Raw genomic sequence first — 19,465 nt, forward strand, 5'->3', positions numbered from 1 at the left:
AAACGCCACGTCCTCCTGCAGCTTCCTTGCCAGCTTGCGCGAGGAGAACACCCCAGTGGCATAACCGTAGACCACCACCTTGACCATCATCGCCGGATGGAACGGCTGATTGCGCGGCCCACCCTTGGCATACCTCGCATGAAACGCCGACAGATCCAGCGCGTCGACCGTATCGCTGATGAAGTAGGCCAGATGCCCCTGCGGCAGCCACTCCTGCAGCGTCGGCGGCAACAAGAGCGATTGCTCAGGAACGTACGGTATGTAGCTCGCGGTCATGCGCGTCATTCTCTTTCACCATTCCGAGCGCGTGGCGTCTGCCGCGCAGACTCCTAGCCGGCGTCAAGCGAGGCGCCTAAGCCCCCTGGGCGTTATATCAGCCCACGCTCGGCAAACGACAGCACCGTTGCACCCGCCACGATCAGGTGATCCAACACCCCGCACGTCCACCAGCGCGAGCGCCTGCTTGCACGTCCGCGCCGTGATACGGTGAAGGGAACAGCAAGACCGCCCACACCCGCCCACTGCACACCCTCGGCTTTGGGGGCAAGCGGAGCGCGCAGGCCCGGATCAACGAGCGGGGCCGAAGATGTCAGCCGAGCGAAGCGAGGGGACGATGGAAGCCCATATGGGGCGAGACTCGCGCAGCGAGGCTCGATGCGCAGCACGACAGCGCGACGGCGGAACGCCGGGACGCCCGACTGCTTGGGACAGGACTACTCGGTGTCGGTCTTGCGCTGCTCGATATGCAACTGCGCCCGCTGCGTTGCTTGTTGCAGCCGTTCGACCAGTACGCCCCTCGGCGGCAAAGCGGTCAGGTACTCGGCGACGTGGATGCCTGACTTGTCCAGCTCCAGCAATTCGATCTGCTCGCGCTTCTTGCCGGTGCAAAGGATGATTCCCAGCGGCGAGGCTTCCTCCGGCTCGCGTTCGTACTTGTCCAGCCAGCGAAGGTAAAGCTCCATCTGGCCCTTGTAGGCCGCCTTGAACTCGCCGACCTTTAACTCCACCGCCACCAGTCGCCGCAACTTACGGTTGTAGAACAGCAGATCAAGGTGAAAATCCTCGTCGTCAATCGGGATGCGCTTTTGCCGGGCCACGAAGCTGAAACCCGCGCCCAGCTCCAGCAAGAAGGATTCCATTTCGCGGATGATCGCCGCCTCCAAGTCGCCTTCCTGCCATGTGTCGCGCAGACCCAGGAAATCGAGGATGTACGGGTCGCGCATGACCAAGGCGGGCGACATGCGCTGCGCATCGCGCATCGTCGCCAACTCCTGCGCGATCGTCTCGCCCGGCTTTCGGGACAGCGCCGTGCGCTCGTACAGCATAGAGTCGATGCGTTCGCGCAGCGTCCGCACGCTCCAGCGTTCGGCGCTCGCCATCTGCACGTAGTATTGGCGCTGGAGCGGGTCTTTCAGCGGCAGCAGCGCCACGAAATGCGACCAGCTCAATTGTCGTGACAGCGTCACGACAATTGCCTCGTCCGGGTAAGCGGCGGCGAACTGCACCATTCGGCGCAGGTTCTTGTCCGCGAAGCTGCGCCCGTAGTCGCGGACGAGCTGCGCCGCCAGCGTCGGCAAGATTTCTTCGCCATACCCGGCCCGCTGCCCGGCCAGTACCTCCGTATGGATGCGCTGGCCGATGCGCCAGAACAGCAGGGTCAGTTCGGCGTTGACTGCCGAGGCGGCGCGCTGCCGCGCCGCCTCGATAAGTACCCGAATGTCGCCCAGCAGCGCCGCAGGCGCTGCGGATGACGCCACAGCCGCTTTGCGCTTGTTCATGCGGTGACCTCCTCCTGGTTCTGCACCGGCTTTGCCGCAGCACGCTTGGAGCCAGGCGGTACGGCGCGCGAGGGGGCATTGCGATGCCGGAATGGGCGGTAGTTGCCCAGGCTGGTGCGGGTCTTGTCGCCGTTAGTGACCACGGGAGCCGTCGTCGGCAGCGTGGCCGGCGCGTGGCTGTCGATGGTGCCCCGCCGCAGGTTGGCGACCTTCTCTGCGGCATTCCGAATCGGGTCATCCTCCGTATGCACATACGTCATGAACATGGTCACGGTCTTGTGTGCGGTCAGTGCCATGCCGACCTTGATGGGGATGCCGGAGTTGGCAATGTCCGTGGTCGCACGATGCCGGATGCCATGCGTTCCGACGTGCGGCACCTTCGCGCGGTTCAGGATGCGCTTCCAGGCGTTGTAGTAAGTGCCTTCGGGCAGCGCTGCCTTGCTGTCGAAGATTGCCGGGCACACATAGGGCGAATCGTTGATGCGAGGCGCGTTGGACAGCAGTTGATATGCCGCTTCGCTCATCGGCTTGGAAATGTCGCCGGTCTTGCTGTCAGGCCAGACTACGCGGCGGTTCTCGAAGTCGACCCACGCCCATTCGAGTGTTCGGATTTCCGTCATGCGCGCGGAGAACTCGAATTGCAGGCGAACCGCCAGCGTCAAGGTCGGGTGTTCCAGTCCCACGGCATCGGCATGGTCGAGGTAGGCATAAAGACGCCCCAGCTCCTCATCGGTGATGTACCGCGTTTCGCCGTCCTCCCGGTACTTGGGGACATGGCGGCACGGGTTCGAACCATCTGGCCGGTAGCCCCAAACCTCGGCCATGTTGAACATTTTGCGCACGCACGCCAGGAGCCGATTTGCCGTAACGGTGATGTGCGCCTTGTCCCGCATCAGCGTGGTGATATGCGCCCGCGTCACGTCAGGCACCTTGAGCTTGCCCAGCGCCGGGATGATGTGTCGGTCGATGTAGCCCTGGTAGGTATCGACCGTTCGCGGCTTGTTGCGCGGCTTGGAGTATTCCTCGATGAACTGACCGCACAACTCCTTGATCGTGGGGGCCATGCGCGCAGCGAGCTTGGCGGCGCTGGGGTCGTTGCCCTTGCGCACGTCGGCCAGCCAGTCCTGCGCGATGGAGCGGGCCTGCTCGACGGTCAGCTCGCCGAACTGGCCGATCTTCGGCTTGCGGCGCTCGCCCCAATTCGTGCGGTACTGGAGCATGAAGACCTTGCGGCCGTGGGCGGTGACTTTGCAGAGGAAGCCAGGGACAATGGTATCCCGCAGTTCGTAGTCGCTGCCGGTGACTTCGGCCGCATCGACGGTGGATTTGGTGAGCTTGATCTTAGCCATGACGCCTCCTAATTCAGAATCGAACGCAGGAACCAGCCAGGAGCCACGGCATCGGAAAGTGTGCCGCAATCGGTCTGGTCAAGGCGTAAGGCTAGACGAGACTAACCTTTTGGAAAACCAAGCGCAGCAAGGCTCGGCGGATTCCAGCGTAGTCCCATGCTATTCTGAGCAGCCAATCTCAAAATCCCCCGCCGCGAGGCGTGCCGGTTCGAGTCCGGCCCCGGGCACCATGCAATATCTTCGCATTGAGCCAAAACCCGCACGCTTGATGAAAGCTGCGGGTTTTTGCTGTTCCGCTTTCCATCGCCACTTCACCACCGGCGACTGCGCCAGCGCCGTCCGCCCTGGATGCGCACACCCGGCAGCTGGCCGAAGGCTTCGCGGAATCGATTGTCGGAATTGAATCCCGCGCTTCGGCCCTCGGCCGTCGGTGGCAGCCGATGAATCCTGGGCCGTCTTCCATCAGGCCTGCGCAGATATACAGATTCCCGGCTCGCGAGTAGAGTGGATAACCGTGAAGCATCTCACCCCAAGAAAGGATTTTGTATGCACACAGTTTCCATGCGTTCCGCGGCGATCGCCGTTGCCGTGGTGGTTGGCAGTGTCTCCATGATCGCCTGCACCACGACCAAGCCCGAGACGAGCTCGGCGCAGAGCGCCAACAGCACCACGCTGCACACCCGTGTGAGCTCGACGCTGCAGCGTCTGTACCAAACGGCTCCGGGCTCTCGAGAGATGGTACAGCGTGCCAGAGGCGTACTGGTGTTTCCATCGGTCATTGGCGGTAGCTTCGTGGTCGGTGTAGAGCATGGCCGCGGCGAACTGCTCATCGGTAACCGTGTGCGTGGTGAATACACAACCACGGCGGCCTCCATCGGCTGGCAGGCCGGAGGGCAGTCCAAGGCGGTGATCTACGTCTTCAACACGCAAGAGGCGCTGGACAAGTTCCTCAAGAGCGACGGCTGGGCCGTCGGTGCCGATGCCACCGTGGCTGCCGGCAAGATCGGCGCCAATGGCAGTGTCGACTCGACCTCCTTCGATGCCCCGGTCTCCAGCTACGTATTGACTAACGCGGGCCTCGAGGCCGGCGTGGCCCTGGGTGGCTCCAAGATCACACGCGTGACGAAGTAAGTCCGAAGAAAGTCTCCATGAAAGAGCCTGGGAATCACCCAGGCTCTTTGTCTTTGTGTCTATCCCGCATAGGGCGATGCGCGAGCGATTGCACCAGAAAACGACAATTTTCGATGGCGGTGGTGCAGCTACAGGAGGCGAAAAACGATGGATTCAAAAGAAGCTCCGAGCCCTGTACCTGCACGGTTTTGCGCGAGCCCACGCCGCGCCGCCAAAACTGCTTTAATCTTCTTTTCTCATCACTCCAGAAGTTTCCATGAGCCCCCTCACCCAAGCCCTCGCCGCCGCCGACCCTGCCCTCATGAGCGAGCTGGAAGCGCTCTACAAGGACTTGCACCAGCACCCCGAGCTGTCGATGCAGGAAGTGCGCACCGCCAGGATCGTGGCCGACGCGATGGACAAGCTGGGCTACGAGGTGACGCGCGAGGTCGGCGTGACCGGCGTGGTCTGCGTGCTGAAAAACGGCGCCGGCCCGACGGTGATGCTGCGCGCCGACATGGACGGGCTGCCCATGGCCGAGAACACCGGCCTGCCCTATGCCAGCACGGTAAAGGCCCGTGATACGGACGGCACCGAGGTTGGCGTGGCGCATTCCTGCGGCCACGACATGCATGTGACCTGGCTGCTCGGCGCCGCGTGCATCCTGGCGGCCAACCGCGCGGCCTGGCAGGGCACGCTGCTGATCGTGTTCCAGCCCGGCGAGGAAACCGCCGAGGGCGCCGCCGCCATGGTCAAGGACTGGGATGAGAAGGGCCAGGGGCGCTTCCCCAAGCCCGACATCATCCTGGGCCAGCATGTGATGGTCGGCGCGGCCGGTACCGTGAGCTACCGCCCCGGCGTGACGCTGTCGGCGGGCGACAGCCTGAAGATCACGCTGTTCGGGCGCGGCTCGCACGGCTCGCAGCCGCAGACTTCCATCGATCCGGTGATCATGGCCGCCGCCACCACGCTGCGCCTGCAAACCATCGTCTCGCGCGAGATCGCGCCGACCGAGCCGGCGGTGCTCACCATCGGCTCGCTGCAGGCCGGCACCAAGGAAAACATCATTCCCGACGATGCCACCATCAAGCTGAACATGCGCACCTTCAGCGAGGACACGCGCGAGTACATGCTCAAGTCGATCCGCCGCATCTGCTGCGCCGAGTGCGACGCCTCCGGCGCCGAGCGCCCGCCCGAGTTCACCACCATCAACAGCTACCCGCTGACCGAGAACGACCTGGTGGCGACGCAAAAGGTGGCCAAGGCCTTCCATCAGCAATTTGGCGACAAGTCCCTGCTGGCCGGCAGCCCGGCATCGGCCAGCGAAGACTTCAGCATCTTCGGACGCAGCTGGGGCGTGCCCTATGTGTTCTGGTTCGTCGGCGGCACCAGCCCCGAGGTGTATGCCAAGGCGGTGCAGGACAAGACCGTGAACAAGATTCCGAGCAACCACTCGCCTCAGTTTGCGCCGAAGATCCACCCGACGCTGGAGACCGGTCTGCAGGCCATGCTGAGCGCCGCCGGCGCCTGGCTGTGTCCCGGCGCATGAGCGCTCACGATCTGGCCAAAGTCCAGCCATGCTCACGCACTTCATCGCGACCTGCCTCGCGGCGCTGATTCTTGTCTTCAGCGCGCCTGCGGCAGCGCAACCCGCCCTGCCGTCGGGTGGCTCGAAGGTCCTCGTCGATGGGGGGCGAGCCGATGCCGCCACGGTCGAGATCGACGGCGAGCCGCTGTTTCGGGTGATCGGCGTGTCGGCTTTTCCAGCCGCGCGCCGGGCCGCACGCGATGCCGAGCGCATCAAGGCGCTGGCCAGGGACAAGACCTTCGACCCGGCCAACCTCTCCATCACGCAGCTCGATGGCATCACCACCATCGTCGCCAGCGGCAAGACCGTCACGCAGATCACAGACGCCGATGCGGTACTGGAGGGGGTGAGCCTGGCGACACTGGCGAGTGTCAACCTGACACGCATCCAACGGGCGATCATCGAGTACCGCGCGGAGCGCACGCGCGATGCCCTGCTCGGCAGCGCCGGCCGGGCGCTGGGTGCGATGGTGCTGGCCGCGGCGCTGTTCGTCCTGCTGCGCTGGCTGTTCAAGGTCGCGCAGCGCCAGCTGCAACGGGCCGAGGAGCGAAGCGCCGCAAAGCTCAGCGACACCGCGATTCCGGCGCTGCGCCCCGATACGCTGCAGTCGGTGGCCCAGCAAGCGCTGCGTGCGCTGCAGGTCGTCGTCGTGCTCGCGCTGGCGGTCTTCTGGCTGCAGTATGTGCTGGGCCAGCTCCCCTTCACGCGCGGCTTTGCGCGGCAAATGCTCGGCTACGTCATGGCGCCGCTGCAGACCGTGGGGCAAGGGCTGCTGGGTGCGGTGCCCGATCTGATCTTTCTTGCGGTGCTCTATCTGATGACGCGCTTCGCGCTGGTGCTGATGCGCCAGTCCTTCACCGCCGTGGAGGCCGGCCGTCTGACGGTTCCAGGATTCGATCGCGACTGGGCGCAGCCCACCTACAAGCTGCTGCGCCTGGTGGTCGTGCTGCTGGCGCTGGTGGTGGGTTACCCCTACATTCCCGGGTCAGGCTCCGCAGCCTTCCAGGGCATCACCCTCTTTCTGGGCATTGTGGCCTCGCTCGGCTCGTCGTCGGCCATCGCCAACATCATCGCCGGCTACCTGCTGATTTACCGGCGCGCCTTCAAGGTCGGCGATCTCGTGCTGCTGGCGGGCAATCTGGGACAGATCAGCGCGATGCGCCTGCAGGCCACCCATCTCAAAACCATCAAGAACGAAGAGGTGACGATTCCCAACTCGGCCGTGATGGCCAAGGAAGTGGTCAACTACAGCGCACTGTGCGCCAGCTCGGGACTCATCCTGCACACCAAGGTCGTCGTCGGCTACGACACGCCGTGGCGGCAGGTCGAAGCCATGCTGCTCGATGCGGTTCAGCGCACATCCGGCCTGATGGCGCAGCCGGCACCCTTCGTGCGCGAGCTGGAGCTCGGCAACGCCGGCGTGACCTACGAGCTCAACGCCTATTGCGACAATCCGCTCGCCGTGGCCTCGCTCTACGCCGCGATCCTGCGCAATGTCCTCGACGTCCTCGACGAGAACGGCATAGACCCGGTCACACCGACCCACGTGGCCTTGACGGCAGACGCACGTGCGCACAAGGTTGTGCCGAAGGAAGCGCACGGAACGTGAGCGCCGTGAATAGGCCGAACGAATGAATGTCCACGAATTGGCCCTTGTCAGCCTGAATGACCATCGCCTGTTCACCTTTCTCGATCTGGCGGGCACATTTGCCTTTGCCATCAGCGGAGCGGTAGCGGCAAGGAATCGTGGCCTCGACTGGTTCGGCGTCATGGTGATAGCCTTCGCGGTTGCCTGCGGCGGCGGGATGGTGCGCGATCTGTGCATCGGCGCCGTACCACCCGCCGGGCTGGCCGACTGGCGCTACCTGGCTGTGGCGATGCTCGCGGCCTGGATGACGATTGCGGCCGGCAAACTGGTCGCACGCCTGACCCATCCGGTGATTTTTTTCGACTCCCTGGGCCTGGGATTGTTCGCCGTGACAGGTGCACAAAAGGCCATGATCTACGGCCATAACGCCGAAGTGGCGGTGCTGCTGGGCATAGTCACCGCCGTGGGCGGCGGCGTGGCGCGCGACGTACTGCTCAACCGGGTGCCCGTGATTTTGCAGCGCGAGATCTACGCGTCGGCTGCACTGGTTGGTGCCCTCATCGAGGTGGTTGGCGAGCGCCTTGGGTGGGATTCGAGCGCAAGGACCTGGCTTGCTTTGGGTGTGTGTTTTGCTCTTCGCTACCTCTCGCTGCGCTACAAATGGAACCTGCCGCGCGCTCCCCGGCGCGGCGACAACGGCTCGGACTAAAAGCCTGTTCAAGGTCTTTTCATAGCGCCCGCAAGGCAGCAGAAAGCCGCAATCAAGGCGCGCGCCGCAGGTCATGCGGCGGCCTGGACAAGGTGCGCAACGCCGAGCGCGGCTTTTTGCTGCCTTGCCCGAAGGACTCTAAGCGCTATCGGGCAACAAGGTATCCCCTTGAACACGTACATGGCACCATGTTCAGACCGGTTCAGCCGTGCATGGTCAGGCCGCCGGATACCGAGATGACCTGGCCGGTGATGAAGTTGGCGTCGTCGCTGGCGAGGAAGGCCACGGCGCCCGGAATGTCCTCGGGCTGGCCCAGGCGCTTGAGCGGAATGGCGCGCTTGAGGCCGTCATAAATCTTCTGGCCGAACTCGCCGCCGCCGGTGAAGGACTGCAGCAGCGCGGTATCGGTGGGGCCGGGGCAGACCACGTTGACGCGCACGCCGCTGCGCGCGGTCTCGCGCGCCAGGGTCTTGCTAAAGGCGATGATGCCGCCCTTGCAGGCGGCGTACACCGACTCGCCCGAGGAACCGACACGGCCCGCATCGGACGCGATGTTGACGATCTTGCCGCCGCCGGCGGCCACCATCAGCGGCACCACGGCGTGCTGCAGGCTGAGCGGGCCCTTGAGGTTGATGGCGATCAGCTTGTCCCACAGGTCGGGCGTGGTGTCGACGAACTGCCTGGCCACGTCCCAGCCCGCGTTGTTGACCAGGATGTCGATTTGCTTGAGCTCGGCATGCACCTTCTGCACGGCCCGGGCCACCGCGTCGTGGTCGGTGATGTCGATCTGCACGGTGCCCAGCTGGCCCGCGTACTGCGGGAACTTGACCTTGAGTTCATCCAGGCCGGCCTGGTTCAGGTCGAAGGCGGCGACGCGCGCGCCCTCTTCCAGAAAGCGTTGCACCAGGCTGCGGCCGATGCCGCCGGCGGCGCCGGTGATGATGGCGACTTTGTCCTTGAGTCCACGCATGGAATGCTCTCCTTGAATAAAACGAGTCGGTGATGGCGCTTGAGGCTGGCGAAGTCAGAGCGAAACGGCCAGACGCGTGGCCTGGTCGATGGCGCGCACGGCGTCCAGCTCGGCGGCCACGTCGGCGCCGCCGATCACGTGGGCCGGGATGCCGCGCTCGGCCAGGCCGTCGGCCAGCGCGCGGTTGGACAGCTGGCCCGCACAGAGAATGACGGTATCCACGTCCAGCACGCGCGCCTCGCCATTCACGCTGTAGTGCAGGCCCTGGTCGTCGACCGCGTGGTAGCTGGCGCCGGCCGTCATGGCCACGTCGGCCTTGCGCAGATTGGCCTTCAGGATCCAGCCGGTGGACTTGCCCAGGTTCTTGCCCAGCGACTCGTTCTTGCGCTGGAACATGTGGATGGCGCGGCCGGCTACGTTGGGCGCAGGCGCCTTCAGGCCGCCCGCGCTGTGGATGGCCGTATCCACGCCCCAGACGTCCATGAACCGCTGCGGCTGCAGCGACTCCTCGGCATGGCCGACCAGATATTCGGCCACGTCGAAGCCGATGCCGCCCGCGCCGATGATGGCCACCCGCTGGCCCACCGGCGCGCCCTTGCCCAGCACGTCCAGATAGCTGAGCACCTTCGGGTGGTTCAGGCCCCGGATGTCGGGCTCGCGCGGGGTCACGCCCGTGGCAATCACCACCTCGTCGAACTCGCCCGCGCGCACACGAGCGGCCAGGGATTCGGCATCGACCGGGGTTTGCAGATGCACGGTGACCTCTAGCTGCCCCAGCATCACCCGGAAGTAGCGCAGCATCTCGTGGAACTCGTTCTTGCCGGGCACCTGGCGGGCCATGTTCAGCTGCCCGCCCAGTTCGTCGCCGGCCTCGAACAGGGTGACCCGGTGTCCGCGCTGCGCAGCATTGATTGCAAACGCCATGCCGGCAGGTCCACCGCCGACCACGGCGAAACGTTTGGGCGCGGCGGTCTGGCTGTCGTCGAACTCGATCTCGCGCCCTGCCTTGGGATTGACCAGGCAGGTCGCCACGCGGTCGGTAAAGATGCGATCCAGGCAGGCCTGGTTGCAGGCGATGCAGGTATTGATCTGGTCTGCGCGGCCCTCGCGCGTCTTGCGCGCGAACTCGGGGTCGGCCAGCAGCGGGCGGGCCATCGACACCAGGTCGGCGGCGCCGGAGGCGATGATCTCCTCGGCCACATCCGGCGTGTTGATGCGGTTGGACGCCATGACCGGGATGCCAACCGCGCGCTTCACGTTGCGAATCGCGGCTATCCACGCCGCACGCGGCACCGGGGCCGCCATCGTAGGCACGGACGACTCGTGCCAGCCAATGCCCGTGTTGATCATGTCGGCGCCCGCGGCCTCGACGCGGCGGGCGAACTCGGCCACTTCCTCGCCGGTCATGCCCCCTTCCATCAAGTCGATGGACGAAATGCGGTAAATGACCATGAACCCGGGCGACACCCGCGCCCGCACCGCCTTGACGATTTCGAGCGGGAAGTGGATGCGGCGCTCGAAATCGCCGCCGAACTCGTCGTCGCGCAGATTGGTCAGCGCGGCGGTGAACTCGTTGATCAGGTAGCCCTCGGAGCCCATGATCTCGACCCCGGCGTAGCCCGCCTGCTCGGCCAGAGCCGAGGTGTTGGCAAAGCGCTCGACCGTCGTCCAGACCTCGGCGGTCGCCAGCGCACGCGGCGTATGGACGTTGATGCGCGCCTTGATGGCCGAAGGCGCGACGCAGGTAGCCACCTTGGCATAGCGGCCCGCGTGAAGAATCTGCAGCACGATGCGGCCGCCGGCACCATTGACCGCCGAGGTGATGGTGCGGTGCCCGTCCAGCTGCTCGGGCTTGTCCAGCACCAGGCCGCCCTCGTCCATCACCCCTTCGGGCACCGGCGCGTAGCCACCGGTGAGGATGAGCCCGATTTCGCCCTTGGCGCGGGCGGCGTAAAAGGCCACCAGCCGCTCCAGCGGGCGATCCATGGTCTCCAGGCGCGTGTGCATCGCGCCCATCACCATGCGGTTGGGCAGATCGACCCCGGCGATGCGCAGGGGACGAAGAAGGTTTGAATAGGTTGACATGCTTATCTCTCGTGGCGGACCGGTGTCTTCCGCAATGATCCGTTTCGAATTTATTTACGTCAATATGATTACATATATTTCATGAACTGAACGGCAACCAGCAACTTGCCTCGGCATCTCTTTCCACCCTAGTCCTTGCCTTCCCTAGAGATGGTGTCGGTTCTCAGGGCAACTTTTGCCATCGCGTCGTTGAGCTGGTTGATATGGTGCAGCAGGGCGATCTTGCCGTCGAAGCGAAAGCTCGCCAGCGCCTGACGATAGAACTCGTAGATTTTTGGCTGGATGCCATCCCAGAACACCTGCCCTGACGGCAACAGCATGACCTTCCTGGCGCGCCTGTCCGCAGGGTCCACGACACGCGCCACATACCCTTCGCGCTCCAGGCGTTTGAGCACTCCATCAAGGCTTTGGCGGCTGACGACCAGATAGTCCGCCAATTCGGAAAACGACATCCCATCTTTCACTTGCGGGCGCGACAGAGCCCCCAGCGTCGCCCACTGAACCGTGGTGATGCCAAGCTCCCTGACGGACTGGCGGTCCAGGGTGTTGCCCGCCTGGAACAGGCGGAAAAACAATCGGTTGTGAACGGCGAATACCGCTGGATCGTGGTTTTCGTGATCAGGCATGCGCAAATGGGTGATGAGGCAGTTTCAAGGAGTTGTGAATCAAGCCATCAGATTTCCGGAAATCGGTACGGCGGGTAGCCAGCGCGCTGGCACTACATGGCGCATGTGTCCCTCCATGCATCAAAACACCAACGATGCCCATCCATCCTGGTAGGTTTTGCGCAATGATATTGACGCAAATCGCCTCATGCAAGGACCGACACGCTAACTATCTCTCCATCAGACCGAAGATATCGCCCGGCTCACCCGGCCTTCATCAACTGCTTGCCGATGACCAGCTGCTGGATCTGCGTCGTGCCTTCATACAGGCGCAGCAGGCGCACGTCGCGGTAAAAGCGCTCGACCGGGAACTCGTTGATGTAGCCCGATCCGCCATGGATCTGCACGCCGCGGTCGGCCACGTGGCCCACCATCTCGGTCGTGAACATCTTGGTGCACGAGGCGCGCATGCTCACGTCCGGGTCGGTCACGCCAAAGGGCTTGGCATCGTAGCGCTGCGCGGTTTCGCGCACCAGCGCCCAGCCGGCCAGCAGCTCGGCCTGGCTGTCGGCCAGCATGGCCTGCACCAGCTGAAAGTCGCCAATGCGCTGGCCGAACTGCTTGCGCTGCTGCGCGTAGGCCACGCTCTCGCGCAGGATGCGCTGCGCCATGCCGCAGGCCAGGGCCGAGATATGCAGGCGGCCGCGGTCCAGCACCTTCATCGCCGTCTTGAAGCCCTTGCCCGGCACGCCACCGATGATGTTGGCCGCCGGAACGCGCACGTTGTCCAGGTTCACGTCGCTGGTGCGCGTGCCCTTCTGGCCCATCTTCTTGTCGGGCTTGCCCAAGCTGAGCCCCGGCAGGCCGGCCGGCACGATGAAGGCCGAGATGCCGCCAGCCCCCGGCCCGCCGGTGCGCGCCATCAGCGTGAATGCCCCCGCGCGCGGCGCGTTGGTGATGAAGCGCTTGCTGCCGCTGATCAGGTAGTCGCTGCCGTCGGCCACGGCCCTGGTCTTAAGCGATGCGGCATCCGAGCCGGCGTCGGGTTCGGTCAGCGCGAAGGAGATGATCAGCTCGCCGCTGGCGATGCGCGGCAGGTATTCGGCCTTCTGCTCGGGTGTGCCGTCCATCAGGATGCCCTGCGAGCCGATGCCGATGTTCGTCCCCGCCACCGAGCGGAACGCCAGCGCGGTCTGGCCCAGCTCGTAGGCCACCTCGCACTCCTGCGCCATCGACAGGCCAATGCCGCCGTACTCCTCGGGAATGGAGATACCGAATAGACCCAGCTCCTTCATGTCGGCCACGATGTCGGCGGGCACCTCGTCGTGCTCCTCCAGGTGGTTCTCGGCCGGGACCAGCCGCTCACGCACGAAGCGCTGAACACTGTCCTTGAGCAGCCCGAATGTCTCTTGATCCAGTGCCATGGAATCCTCTTTGCAGCCACCAATATTAATAGCTGCTCACGCTTGCCATTATTGTGCTACAGCCATATTTGACCAATATTTTCCGAATAGTCAGAGCGGCGTGTTCTGCGAAAATTTGGGCGCACGCTTTTCCAGCAGAGCGTTCAGGCCCTCCTTGGCTTCAGGGCCGCCAAAGCCCATGAATTCAAGCGCGAGAGAGGTGTCAAAAATCGGACCTGCCTGGCGCAGCCAGTTGTTCAACGCGTATTTGGTCCAGCGCAGCGCGCCTGGCGCGCCCTTGGAGAGCTTCTCTGCCACTTCCAGCGCCTTGTCCTGCAGCGCGTCGTCTTCCACTGAAAGGGACACCAGCCCCAGCGCCTCTGCCTGTTCACCATTCAGCGGTTCGCACAGCATCAGGTGGTACTTGGCCTTCGCCATGCCACACAAAAGCGGCCAGACGATGGCGGCATGGTCGCCCGGCGCCACGCCCAGCTTGGTGTGACCGTCCACGATGCGTGCCGTCTTGGCCGCAATGGAAATATCGGCCAGCAAGGCCGCCACCAGACCGGCGCCGACGGCCGGGCCGTGGATGGCCGAGACGATGGGCTTGGAGCAGTTGATGATGTTGTAAACCAGATCGCGCGCCTCGCGCCACACGCGGGCACGCACGTTGAAGTCGTCCGTCATCTCCTGCAGCATGGTGAAGTCGCCACCGGCAGAGAAGGCGCGCCCGGCGCCGCGCAGCAAGACCACGCCCACGCCCGGGTCCTTGTCGATTTCAAGCCAGACATTCGCCAGCTCGGCATGGCCGCGTGAATCGAGGGCATTCATGCGCTCGGGCTTGTTCAAGGTCAGGCGCAACACGCCTTCCAATGGTCGATCAAACTCAATGGCCGAATAGCCTTGATAGCGATTAATTTGGGTCATACTCATCTCCTGACTGAATGGTGGTTGGTTGCAAAAAATCAGCGCACGATGCATCAATGAAAATGGCACTGAGCCCCGCCATTTCCCGCCATAGCCCGCATTGGGATGGTCTGCATAACTCAAGCTGCCAAGCAACTTTGGTGGATCGGAATGGGTTGCAAGGCGCAAATCGCAGCAATAGCCGTGCTATTGCGAGGATTTGCGACGCCGCAGACCGCCCGAGACCACCAAAGGTTGCGGCGCTTGGAGCCATGCAGAACTTCCCTTGCATTATGTGGTGCACTGATTCTGAAAAAAAGAAAATAATTGCACTCTTGTTGTGCACTGAAGCACAATGCAACGATGAGCGAGCTCCCAGAATGGAATGATCTCCGGGTCTTCCTCACCGTCGCCCGGCTGGGCACCATCTCCCAGGCCGGAGAACGGCTGAACATCGAACACTCCACGGTATCGCGCCGCATCGACCGGCTGGAAGAAAAACTGGCCGTCGTGCTGTTTGACCGGCGTCGCAGCGGCTACACGCTCACCGACGCCGGCCGCAGGCTGATCCCCCATGCCGAAAAGATGGAATCTGCCTTGCTTGAGGCCGTCGAACAAGATATGGGCAAAGAAAGCGCCATCGAAGGCACGGTGCGGGTAGGCACGCCCGAGGCCTTCGGCATCCATGTCCTGGCGCCCAGCCTGGCCTCCCTGCACGCGGGGCATCCAGGCTTGCACATCGAGCTCATGGCGCAACCGCAGTTTCCCAGCCTGGTCACCCGTGAAGTCGAGATACTGGTGACCCTGGAGCCGCCGCAAACCGGGCGCTACAAAGTGGCACGGCTGGGCCAGGTGGAATACTTTCTCTACTGCTCTCCCGGCTACCGGGACACACACCCACCGATTCAAGCGCTGGGCGATGTGGCAGGCCACCAATTCGTGGATTACGTGCACGACGGCTCGGTCAGCGACCGCTACCGCATCCTGAACGAGCTGACGCCCAACCCCCAGCGCAGTTTCACGACCACCAGCGTTCTGGCCCAGCGCACCGCCGCCGCGGCAGGCTTGGGCCTGGTTCTGCTGACCCCCTACGTGGCGCAGCAAGGCAAGGACCTGGTGTGTGTTTTTCCAGGCCAGGTGCTGATGACACGCAGCTTGTGGATTGCCGCCCCCGAAGACCTGCTCAAAATCCGGCGCTACCGCTTCGTCTGGGACCACATCCGCCACCTGATCGACCGGCAGCCCGATCTGTTTCGCCGCTCGGCCTGACGCTCCAGCGCAATGCGGCGCGGCTTGGCCGGCGTTGTGCATGAGTGCAAACCCGCCGTGCATTCATCGCTGTTGTCCAAAGCAAACTGCCCCGATAGCATCAACACGCAAATGATTTTGAATCGTTTGATTTGCGATGAAAGGCAGATTCTGAAATGAGAAAGGTATATGGAGACGCGGCCACCGCGCTGGATGACGTGGTCAAAAATGGCCAAACCATCGCGGTCGGTGGTTTTGGACTTTGCGGTATTCCCGCTACATTGATCGCCGCCCTGCGCGACAGCGGCGTGAATGGGCTGACGTGCATCAGCAATAACGCCGGTGTCGATGATTTTGGCCTGGGCCTGCTTTTGCAAACCCGCCAGATCAAACGCATGGTTTCTTCGTATGTCGGAGAAAACAAGGAGTTTGAGCGGCAATTTCTGGCCGGTGAGCTGGAGCTCGAATTTAACCCCCAAGGCACGCTGGCCGAGCGCCTGCGCGCGGGCGGCGCGGGCATTCCCGCCTTTTTCACGCGCACCGGCGTCGGCACCGTGGTCGCAGAGAACAAGGAAACCCGCGAATTTGACGGCCAGACCTACGTCATGGAGCGCGCCCTCACGGCCGACGTCTCGCTGGTGAAGGCGCACAAGGCCGACCCGTCGGGCAACCTGGTGTTCTCGCGCACCGCACGCAATTTCAACCCCGAAGTGGCCATGGCCGGCGCCGTGACGATTGCCGAGGTGGAAGAAATCGTCGATCTGGGCCAGCTGGACCCCGACGAAATCCACCTGCCCGGCATCTTTGTTGACCGCATCGTCCTCGTCCCCAACCCCGAGAAGCGCATCGAACGCAGAAGCTTCCGCACCCGCAGCAACGCCTGAAGGACCGACATCATGGCCTGGACACACGAACAAATGGCGGCCCGCGCGGCCAAGGAACTCCACGACGGCGACTACGTGAACCTGGGGATCGGCCTGCCGACCCAGGTGGTGCATTTCGTTCCCGAAGGCATGGAAGTCTGGCTGCAATCCGAAAACGGCCTGATCGGCATCGGCCCGCCCCCGTTCGAGGACGAGATCGACCCCGACCTGATCGACGCCGCCAAGCAGACCATCACCATGGCGCCCGGCGCGTCCATCTGCTCGTCCTCCACCTCGTTTGCCATGATCCGCGGCGGCCACATGGACCTGACGATCCTCGGCGGCATGCAGGTCAGCGAGCATGGCGATCTGGCCAACTGGATGATCCCCGGCAAGATGGTCAAGGGCATGGGCGGCGCGATGGATCTGGTGGGCGGTGCGCGCCGCGTGATCGTGCTGATGGAGCACGTGGCGCGCGACGGCGGCCTGAAGGTGCTGAAGTCCTGCAACCTGCCCCTGACCGGCCAGCGCGTGGTGAACCAGCTCATCACCGACCTGGCGGTGATGGACGTGACCGAGCGCGGCCTCGTCGTCAAGGAACTGGCGCCCGGCGTCTCGCGCGACGATCTGCAGGCCAAGACCGAGCCGATCCTGAGCTTCGACTGCGCCTGATCGGCCGGCCGGGGCGTCGAGGCCCGAGGTCTCGGCGCCCCTCATTTGATTTGAGCTATCGCATGCTTTGTCGTGATTGACAACAGCAGGTGAACGCCATCGGGCATCATGACCCCATGGTCGACCCGGCTTTTCAAGCCCTCGTGTTCGACCGTCGCCCGGGCAGGGCCTGGGGCGCTCCGAAGTTCATCCTGAAGCAAAAGGCGATTCATGCGAAATCTCAAGCGCACGTTCTGGGGCGCACTGCTCATTCTGGCCATCCTGTGGCTGGTGGCCGAGCCCACCGTTTTTCAGTCCAGCAACTTCTTCGCCCTGCGCGGCCACATGGTGCAGTTGACGGGCGTGCTCGCCATGGGCTGCATGAGCCTGGCGATGGTGCTGGCGCTGCGGCCGCTGTGGCCCCAGGCCTGGCTGGGCGGGCTCGACAAGATGTACCGCCTGCACAAGTGGCTCGGCATCGCGGCCCTGGTCGTCTCCATCGTCCACTGGCTGTGGGCCAAGGGTCCGAAATGGGCGGTGGGCTGGGGCTGGCTCGCGCCGCCGGAGCGCGGCCCGCGGCCCATCATCGACAACCCGATCCAGGCCTGGATGAGCAGCCAGCGCGGCGTGGCCGAGGGCGTGGGCGAATGGGCCTTTTACGCCGCCGTCGTCCTGATTGCCCTGGCACTGATCCAGCGCTTTCCCTATCGCGCCTTCTACAAGACGCATCGCCTGCTGGCCGTCGCCTACCTCGTGCTGGTCTATCACGCCCTGCTGCTGCTGGAGTTTCGCGACTGGGTGCGGCCCCTGGGTTGGCTGATGGCCGTGCTGCTGGCCAGCGGCACCTGGGCCGCACTGGTGGTGCTGGTGCGCAAGGTGGGCGCCCGCCGGCAGGTGCAGGCAAAAATCCAGTCGCTGAACTACTTTGCCGGCGTGAAAGCGCTGCTGATCGAGGCCGAGGCGCCGGGCTGGCCGGGCCACAAGGCGGGCCAGTTCGCTTTTGCCATGTCGGACGCGTCGGAAGGGGCTCACCCCTACACCATCGCCTCCAGCTGGCACGCCAGGCAGCCCCGGGTCAGCTTCGTCGTCAAGGAACTGGGCGATCACACCAGGCTGCTGCGCGAGCAACTTCAGGTTGGCCAGTCCCTGAAGATCGAGGGGCCCTACGGCTGCTTCACCTTCGACGACGGCCGTGCGCGCCAGATCTGGGTCGGCGGGGGCATCGGCATTACGCCCTTCATCGGGCGCATGCAGCACATGGCGATGGAGCAGTCCAACCAGGACTGGCCCGAGAACCAGCAGATCGACCTGTTCCACAGCACCACCGAGGTCGATGAGGACGCGCTGGGCCGGCTGGCAGCCGATGCGCGCTCGGCGCAGGTGAGGCTGCACGTGCTGATCGACGCGCGCGACGGCCGGCTGACGGGCGAACGCCTGCGCGACGCCGTTCCGGGCTGGCAAGAGGCGAGCGTCTGGTTCTGCGGGCCGGCGGGCTTTGGCGAGGCGCTCAAGAATGACCTGGCCGCGCACGGCTTTCCGGTCGAGCAGCGCTTCCATCAGGAGTTGTTCTCGATGCGCTAGCTAGCGCGGTCGTACGGCACGGGTAGAGTCGGTGCCGAAGGTTCGCAAGCCCATCACCACCGTCAGGAGGTTTTCATGAAAGTCGCCATCATCGGTCTGGGACACATGGGCATGGGCATGGCCCGGAATCTGCTCAAGGCGGGGCACGCCGTCACGGCTTTCGATCTGTCCAAGCCCGCCATGGATGCCGCCGCCAAAGCCGGCATGGCCACGGCCGCATCCGGGCCCGCCGCCGCAGCCGACGTCGACGTGGTCATCACGGTGCTGCCCGCGGGCAAGCATGTGCTGGGCGCCTACCGCGGCGAGCATGGCAACGACGGGCTACTGGGCGCCGCCAAAAAGGGAACCCTGTTCATGGACTGCTCGACGATCGGCGTGGACGAGACGCGCGAGGCGGCCGAGCTGGCGCGCCAGGCCGGCCACCGCGGCATGGATGCGCCGATCTCCGGCGGCATGGTCGGCGCAGACGACGGCACGCTCACCTTCATGATCGGCGGCGACGCAGCGGATTTCGAATTCGTCAAGCCGCTCACCTCGGCCATGGGCAAGCACAGCGTCTATTGCGGCAGCCATGGCGCGGGCCTGATTGCCAAGATTTGCAACAACATGCTGCTGAGCATCAACCAGATCGGCGCGGCCGAAGCCTTCAACCTCGGCGCGAAACTGGGCATGGACCCCAAGAAGCTGTTCGAGGTCATCTCCATATCCAGCGGCCAGAGCTGGTCGGTCACCACCAACAGCCCGGTTCCCGGCACCGTCGCGTCGGCGCCGTCCAGCCACCACTTCGAGCCCGGCGCAGTGCCCCACACCCTGGCCAAGGATCTGGGTCTGGCTGCGAAGGCCATGGAAAGCGCGAACTATCACTGCCAGCTGGGCACGCAGGCACGCGAGCTGTACGAGAAGATGACCGCCTCCCAATTTGCCGATCAGGATTTCAGCGGCATCATCAACTACCTGGCAAGCGAAAACGGCAGCCGATAAGCGGCCTCACACAGTCACAATCAGCCTGTCACTTTGTTGCCCCATAAGGA

At 64.2% G+C, this 19,465-nt stretch carries 17 protein-coding genes; 9 read left to right on the top strand and 8 right to left on the bottom strand.

The window, feature by feature from the left end; translation table 11 throughout:
- From K320_RS0100005 to K320_RS0100015, 3 genes are all read right to left on the bottom strand, one after another.
- The coding region (locus K320_RS0100005) for a transposase (RefSeq protein ID WP_169730021.1) at window positions 1-276 on the bottom strand (276 nt) is incomplete at its 3' end.
- A gap of 437 nt (window positions 277-713) precedes the next feature.
- The gene (locus K320_RS0100010; RefSeq protein WP_024536857.1) at window positions 714-1,778 is read right to left on the bottom strand and encodes a PDDEXK nuclease domain-containing protein; all 1,065 of its coding nucleotides are present in this window, start codon (window positions 1,776-1,778) and stop codon (window positions 714-716) included.
- On the bottom strand, window positions 1,775-3,127 hold the full coding sequence (locus K320_RS0100015) for a tyrosine-type recombinase/integrase (protein WP_024536858.1): 1,353 nt from the start codon (window positions 3,125-3,127) through the stop codon (window positions 1,775-1,777). The genes K320_RS0100010 and K320_RS0100015 overlap by 4 nt, the downstream gene beginning before the upstream one ends.
- A gap of 546 nt (window positions 3,128-3,673) precedes the next feature.
- Here K320_RS0100015 and K320_RS0100020 point away from each other — a divergent pair.
- The 4 genes from K320_RS0100020 (at window position 3,674) to K320_RS0100035 (ending at window position 8,122) form a co-directional block, all read left to right on the top strand.
- Window positions 3,674-4,258 carry a BPSL1445 family SYLF domain-containing lipoprotein gene (locus tag K320_RS0100020; RefSeq protein ID WP_024536859.1) on the top strand — a complete coding sequence of 195 codons (585 nt, stop codon included), beginning with the start codon at window positions 3,674-3,676 and terminating at the stop codon, window positions 4,256-4,258.
- A gap of 256 nt (window positions 4,259-4,514) precedes the next feature.
- Window positions 4,515-5,786, top strand: coding sequence for a M20 family metallopeptidase (locus K320_RS0100025; RefSeq protein ID WP_024536860.1), 1,272 nt, complete (start codon window positions 4,515-4,517; stop codon window positions 5,784-5,786).
- 28 nt (window positions 5,787-5,814) lie between these two features.
- Entirely contained in the window at window positions 5,815-7,434 is a 1,620-nt protein-coding gene (locus K320_RS17875) for a mechanosensitive ion channel family protein (RefSeq protein WP_024536861.1), read from the top strand.
- Between the two features lie 22 nt (window positions 7,435-7,456).
- Window positions 7,457-8,122 carry a trimeric intracellular cation channel family protein gene (locus K320_RS0100035; protein ID WP_245593800.1) on the top strand — a complete coding sequence of 222 codons (666 nt, stop codon included), beginning with the start codon at window positions 7,457-7,459 and terminating at the stop codon, window positions 8,120-8,122.
- Window positions 8,123-8,324: 202 nt separating this feature from the next.
- On the opposite strand, the gene K320_RS0100040 is transcribed toward K320_RS0100035, so the two are convergent.
- From K320_RS0100040 to K320_RS0100060, 5 genes are all read right to left on the bottom strand, one after another.
- Window positions 8,325-9,092 carry a glucose 1-dehydrogenase gene (locus tag K320_RS0100040; RefSeq protein WP_024536863.1) on the bottom strand — a complete coding sequence of 256 codons (768 nt, stop codon included), beginning with the start codon at window positions 9,090-9,092 and terminating at the stop codon, window positions 8,325-8,327.
- A gap of 54 nt (window positions 9,093-9,146) precedes the next feature.
- Entirely contained in the window at window positions 9,147-11,177 is a 2,031-nt protein-coding gene (locus tag K320_RS0100045) for an oxidoreductase (protein WP_024536864.1), read from the bottom strand.
- 128 nt (window positions 11,178-11,305) lie between these two features.
- Window positions 11,306-11,803: a MarR family winged helix-turn-helix transcriptional regulator gene (locus K320_RS0100050; RefSeq protein WP_024536865.1), complete on the bottom strand. Its 498-nt coding sequence runs from the start codon at window positions 11,801-11,803 to the stop codon at window positions 11,306-11,308.
- 242 nt (window positions 11,804-12,045) lie between these two features.
- Window positions 12,046-13,206, bottom strand: coding sequence for an acyl-CoA dehydrogenase family protein (locus K320_RS0100055; protein ID WP_024536866.1), 1,161 nt, complete (start codon window positions 13,204-13,206; stop codon window positions 12,046-12,048).
- Between the two features lie 90 nt (window positions 13,207-13,296).
- The gene (locus K320_RS0100060; protein ID WP_024536867.1) at window positions 13,297-14,112 is read right to left on the bottom strand and encodes an enoyl-CoA hydratase/isomerase family protein; all 816 of its coding nucleotides are present in this window, start codon (window positions 14,110-14,112) and stop codon (window positions 13,297-13,299) included.
- 306 nt (window positions 14,113-14,418) lie between these two features.
- Between K320_RS0100060 and K320_RS0100065 the strand changes: the two genes are divergently transcribed.
- The 5 genes from K320_RS0100065 to mmsB all read left to right on the top strand — a co-directional run bounded on the left by K320_RS0100065 (window position 14,419) and on the right by mmsB (window position 19,415).
- Window positions 14,419-15,360, top strand: a complete 942-nt coding sequence (locus K320_RS0100065) for a LysR family transcriptional regulator (RefSeq protein WP_024536868.1) — start codon at window positions 14,419-14,421, stop codon at window positions 15,358-15,360.
- A 155-nt stretch (window positions 15,361-15,515) separates the two neighbouring features.
- On the top strand, window positions 15,516-16,223 hold the full coding sequence (locus K320_RS0100070; RefSeq protein WP_024536869.1) for a CoA transferase subunit A: 708 nt from the start codon (window positions 15,516-15,518) through the stop codon (window positions 16,221-16,223).
- A 12-nt stretch (window positions 16,224-16,235) separates the two neighbouring features.
- Complete coding sequence (locus tag K320_RS0100075) at window positions 16,236-16,874, top strand: CoA transferase subunit B (RefSeq protein ID WP_024536870.1); 639 nt, start codon at window positions 16,236-16,238, stop codon at window positions 16,872-16,874.
- 210 nt (window positions 16,875-17,084) lie between these two features.
- Window positions 17,085-18,434, top strand: a complete 1,350-nt coding sequence (locus K320_RS0100085) for a ferredoxin reductase family protein (RefSeq protein ID WP_024536871.1) — start codon at window positions 17,085-17,087, stop codon at window positions 18,432-18,434.
- Window positions 18,435-18,509: 75 nt separating this feature from the next.
- Window positions 18,510-19,415: a 3-hydroxyisobutyrate dehydrogenase gene (mmsB, locus tag K320_RS0100090; RefSeq protein ID WP_024536872.1), complete on the top strand. Its 906-nt coding sequence runs from the start codon at window positions 18,510-18,512 to the stop codon at window positions 19,413-19,415.
- The last annotated feature ends 50 nt before the right edge of the window (window positions 19,416-19,465 follow it).

Source organism: Comamonas badia DSM 17552 (assembly GCF_000484635.1).
Classification (GTDB): domain Bacteria; phylum Pseudomonadota; class Gammaproteobacteria; order Burkholderiales; family Burkholderiaceae_C; genus Comamonas_C; species Comamonas_C badia.

What these genes read in the sequence shown, in the direction of transcription:
- K320_RS0100010 (WP_024536857.1), bottom strand. Translation starts at nt 1,778, where the DNA reads ATGAACAAGCGCAAAGCGGCTGTGGCGTCATCCGCAGCGCCTGCGGCG.
- K320_RS0100015 (WP_024536858.1), bottom strand. Translation starts at nt 3,127, where the DNA reads ATGGCTAAGATCAAGCTCACCAAATCCACCGTCGATGCGGCCGAAGTC.
- K320_RS0100020 (WP_024536859.1), top strand. Translation starts at nt 3,674, where the DNA reads ATGCACACAGTTTCCATGCGTTCCGCGGCGATCGCCGTTGCCGTGGTG.
- K320_RS0100025 (WP_024536860.1), top strand. Translation starts at nt 4,515, where the DNA reads ATGAGCCCCCTCACCCAAGCCCTCGCCGCCGCCGACCCTGCCCTCATG.
- K320_RS17875 (WP_024536861.1), top strand. Translation starts at nt 5,815, where the DNA reads ATGCTCACGCACTTCATCGCGACCTGCCTCGCGGCGCTGATTCTTGTC.
- K320_RS0100035 (WP_245593800.1), top strand. Translation starts at nt 7,457, where the DNA reads ATGAATGTCCACGAATTGGCCCTTGTCAGCCTGAATGACCATCGCCTG.
- K320_RS0100040 (WP_024536863.1), bottom strand. Translation starts at nt 9,092, where the DNA reads ATGCGTGGACTCAAGGACAAAGTCGCCATCATCACCGGCGCCGCCGGC.
- K320_RS0100045 (WP_024536864.1), bottom strand. Translation starts at nt 11,177, where the DNA reads ATGTCAACCTATTCAAACCTTCTTCGTCCCCTGCGCATCGCCGGGGTC.
- K320_RS0100050 (WP_024536865.1), bottom strand. Translation starts at nt 11,803, where the DNA reads ATGCCTGATCACGAAAACCACGATCCAGCGGTATTCGCCGTTCACAAC.
- K320_RS0100055 (WP_024536866.1), bottom strand. Translation starts at nt 13,206, where the DNA reads ATGGCACTGGATCAAGAGACATTCGGGCTGCTCAAGGACAGTGTTCAG.
- K320_RS0100060 (WP_024536867.1), bottom strand. Translation starts at nt 14,112, where the DNA reads ATGACCCAAATTAATCGCTATCAAGGCTATTCGGCCATTGAGTTTGAT.
- K320_RS0100070 (WP_024536869.1), top strand. Translation starts at nt 15,516, where the DNA reads ATGAGAAAGGTATATGGAGACGCGGCCACCGCGCTGGATGACGTGGTC.
- K320_RS0100075 (WP_024536870.1), top strand. Translation starts at nt 16,236, where the DNA reads ATGGCCTGGACACACGAACAAATGGCGGCCCGCGCGGCCAAGGAACTC.
- K320_RS0100085 (WP_024536871.1), top strand. Translation starts at nt 17,085, where the DNA reads ATGCGAAATCTCAAGCGCACGTTCTGGGGCGCACTGCTCATTCTGGCC.
- mmsB (WP_024536872.1), top strand. Translation starts at nt 18,510, where the DNA reads ATGAAAGTCGCCATCATCGGTCTGGGACACATGGGCATGGGCATGGCC.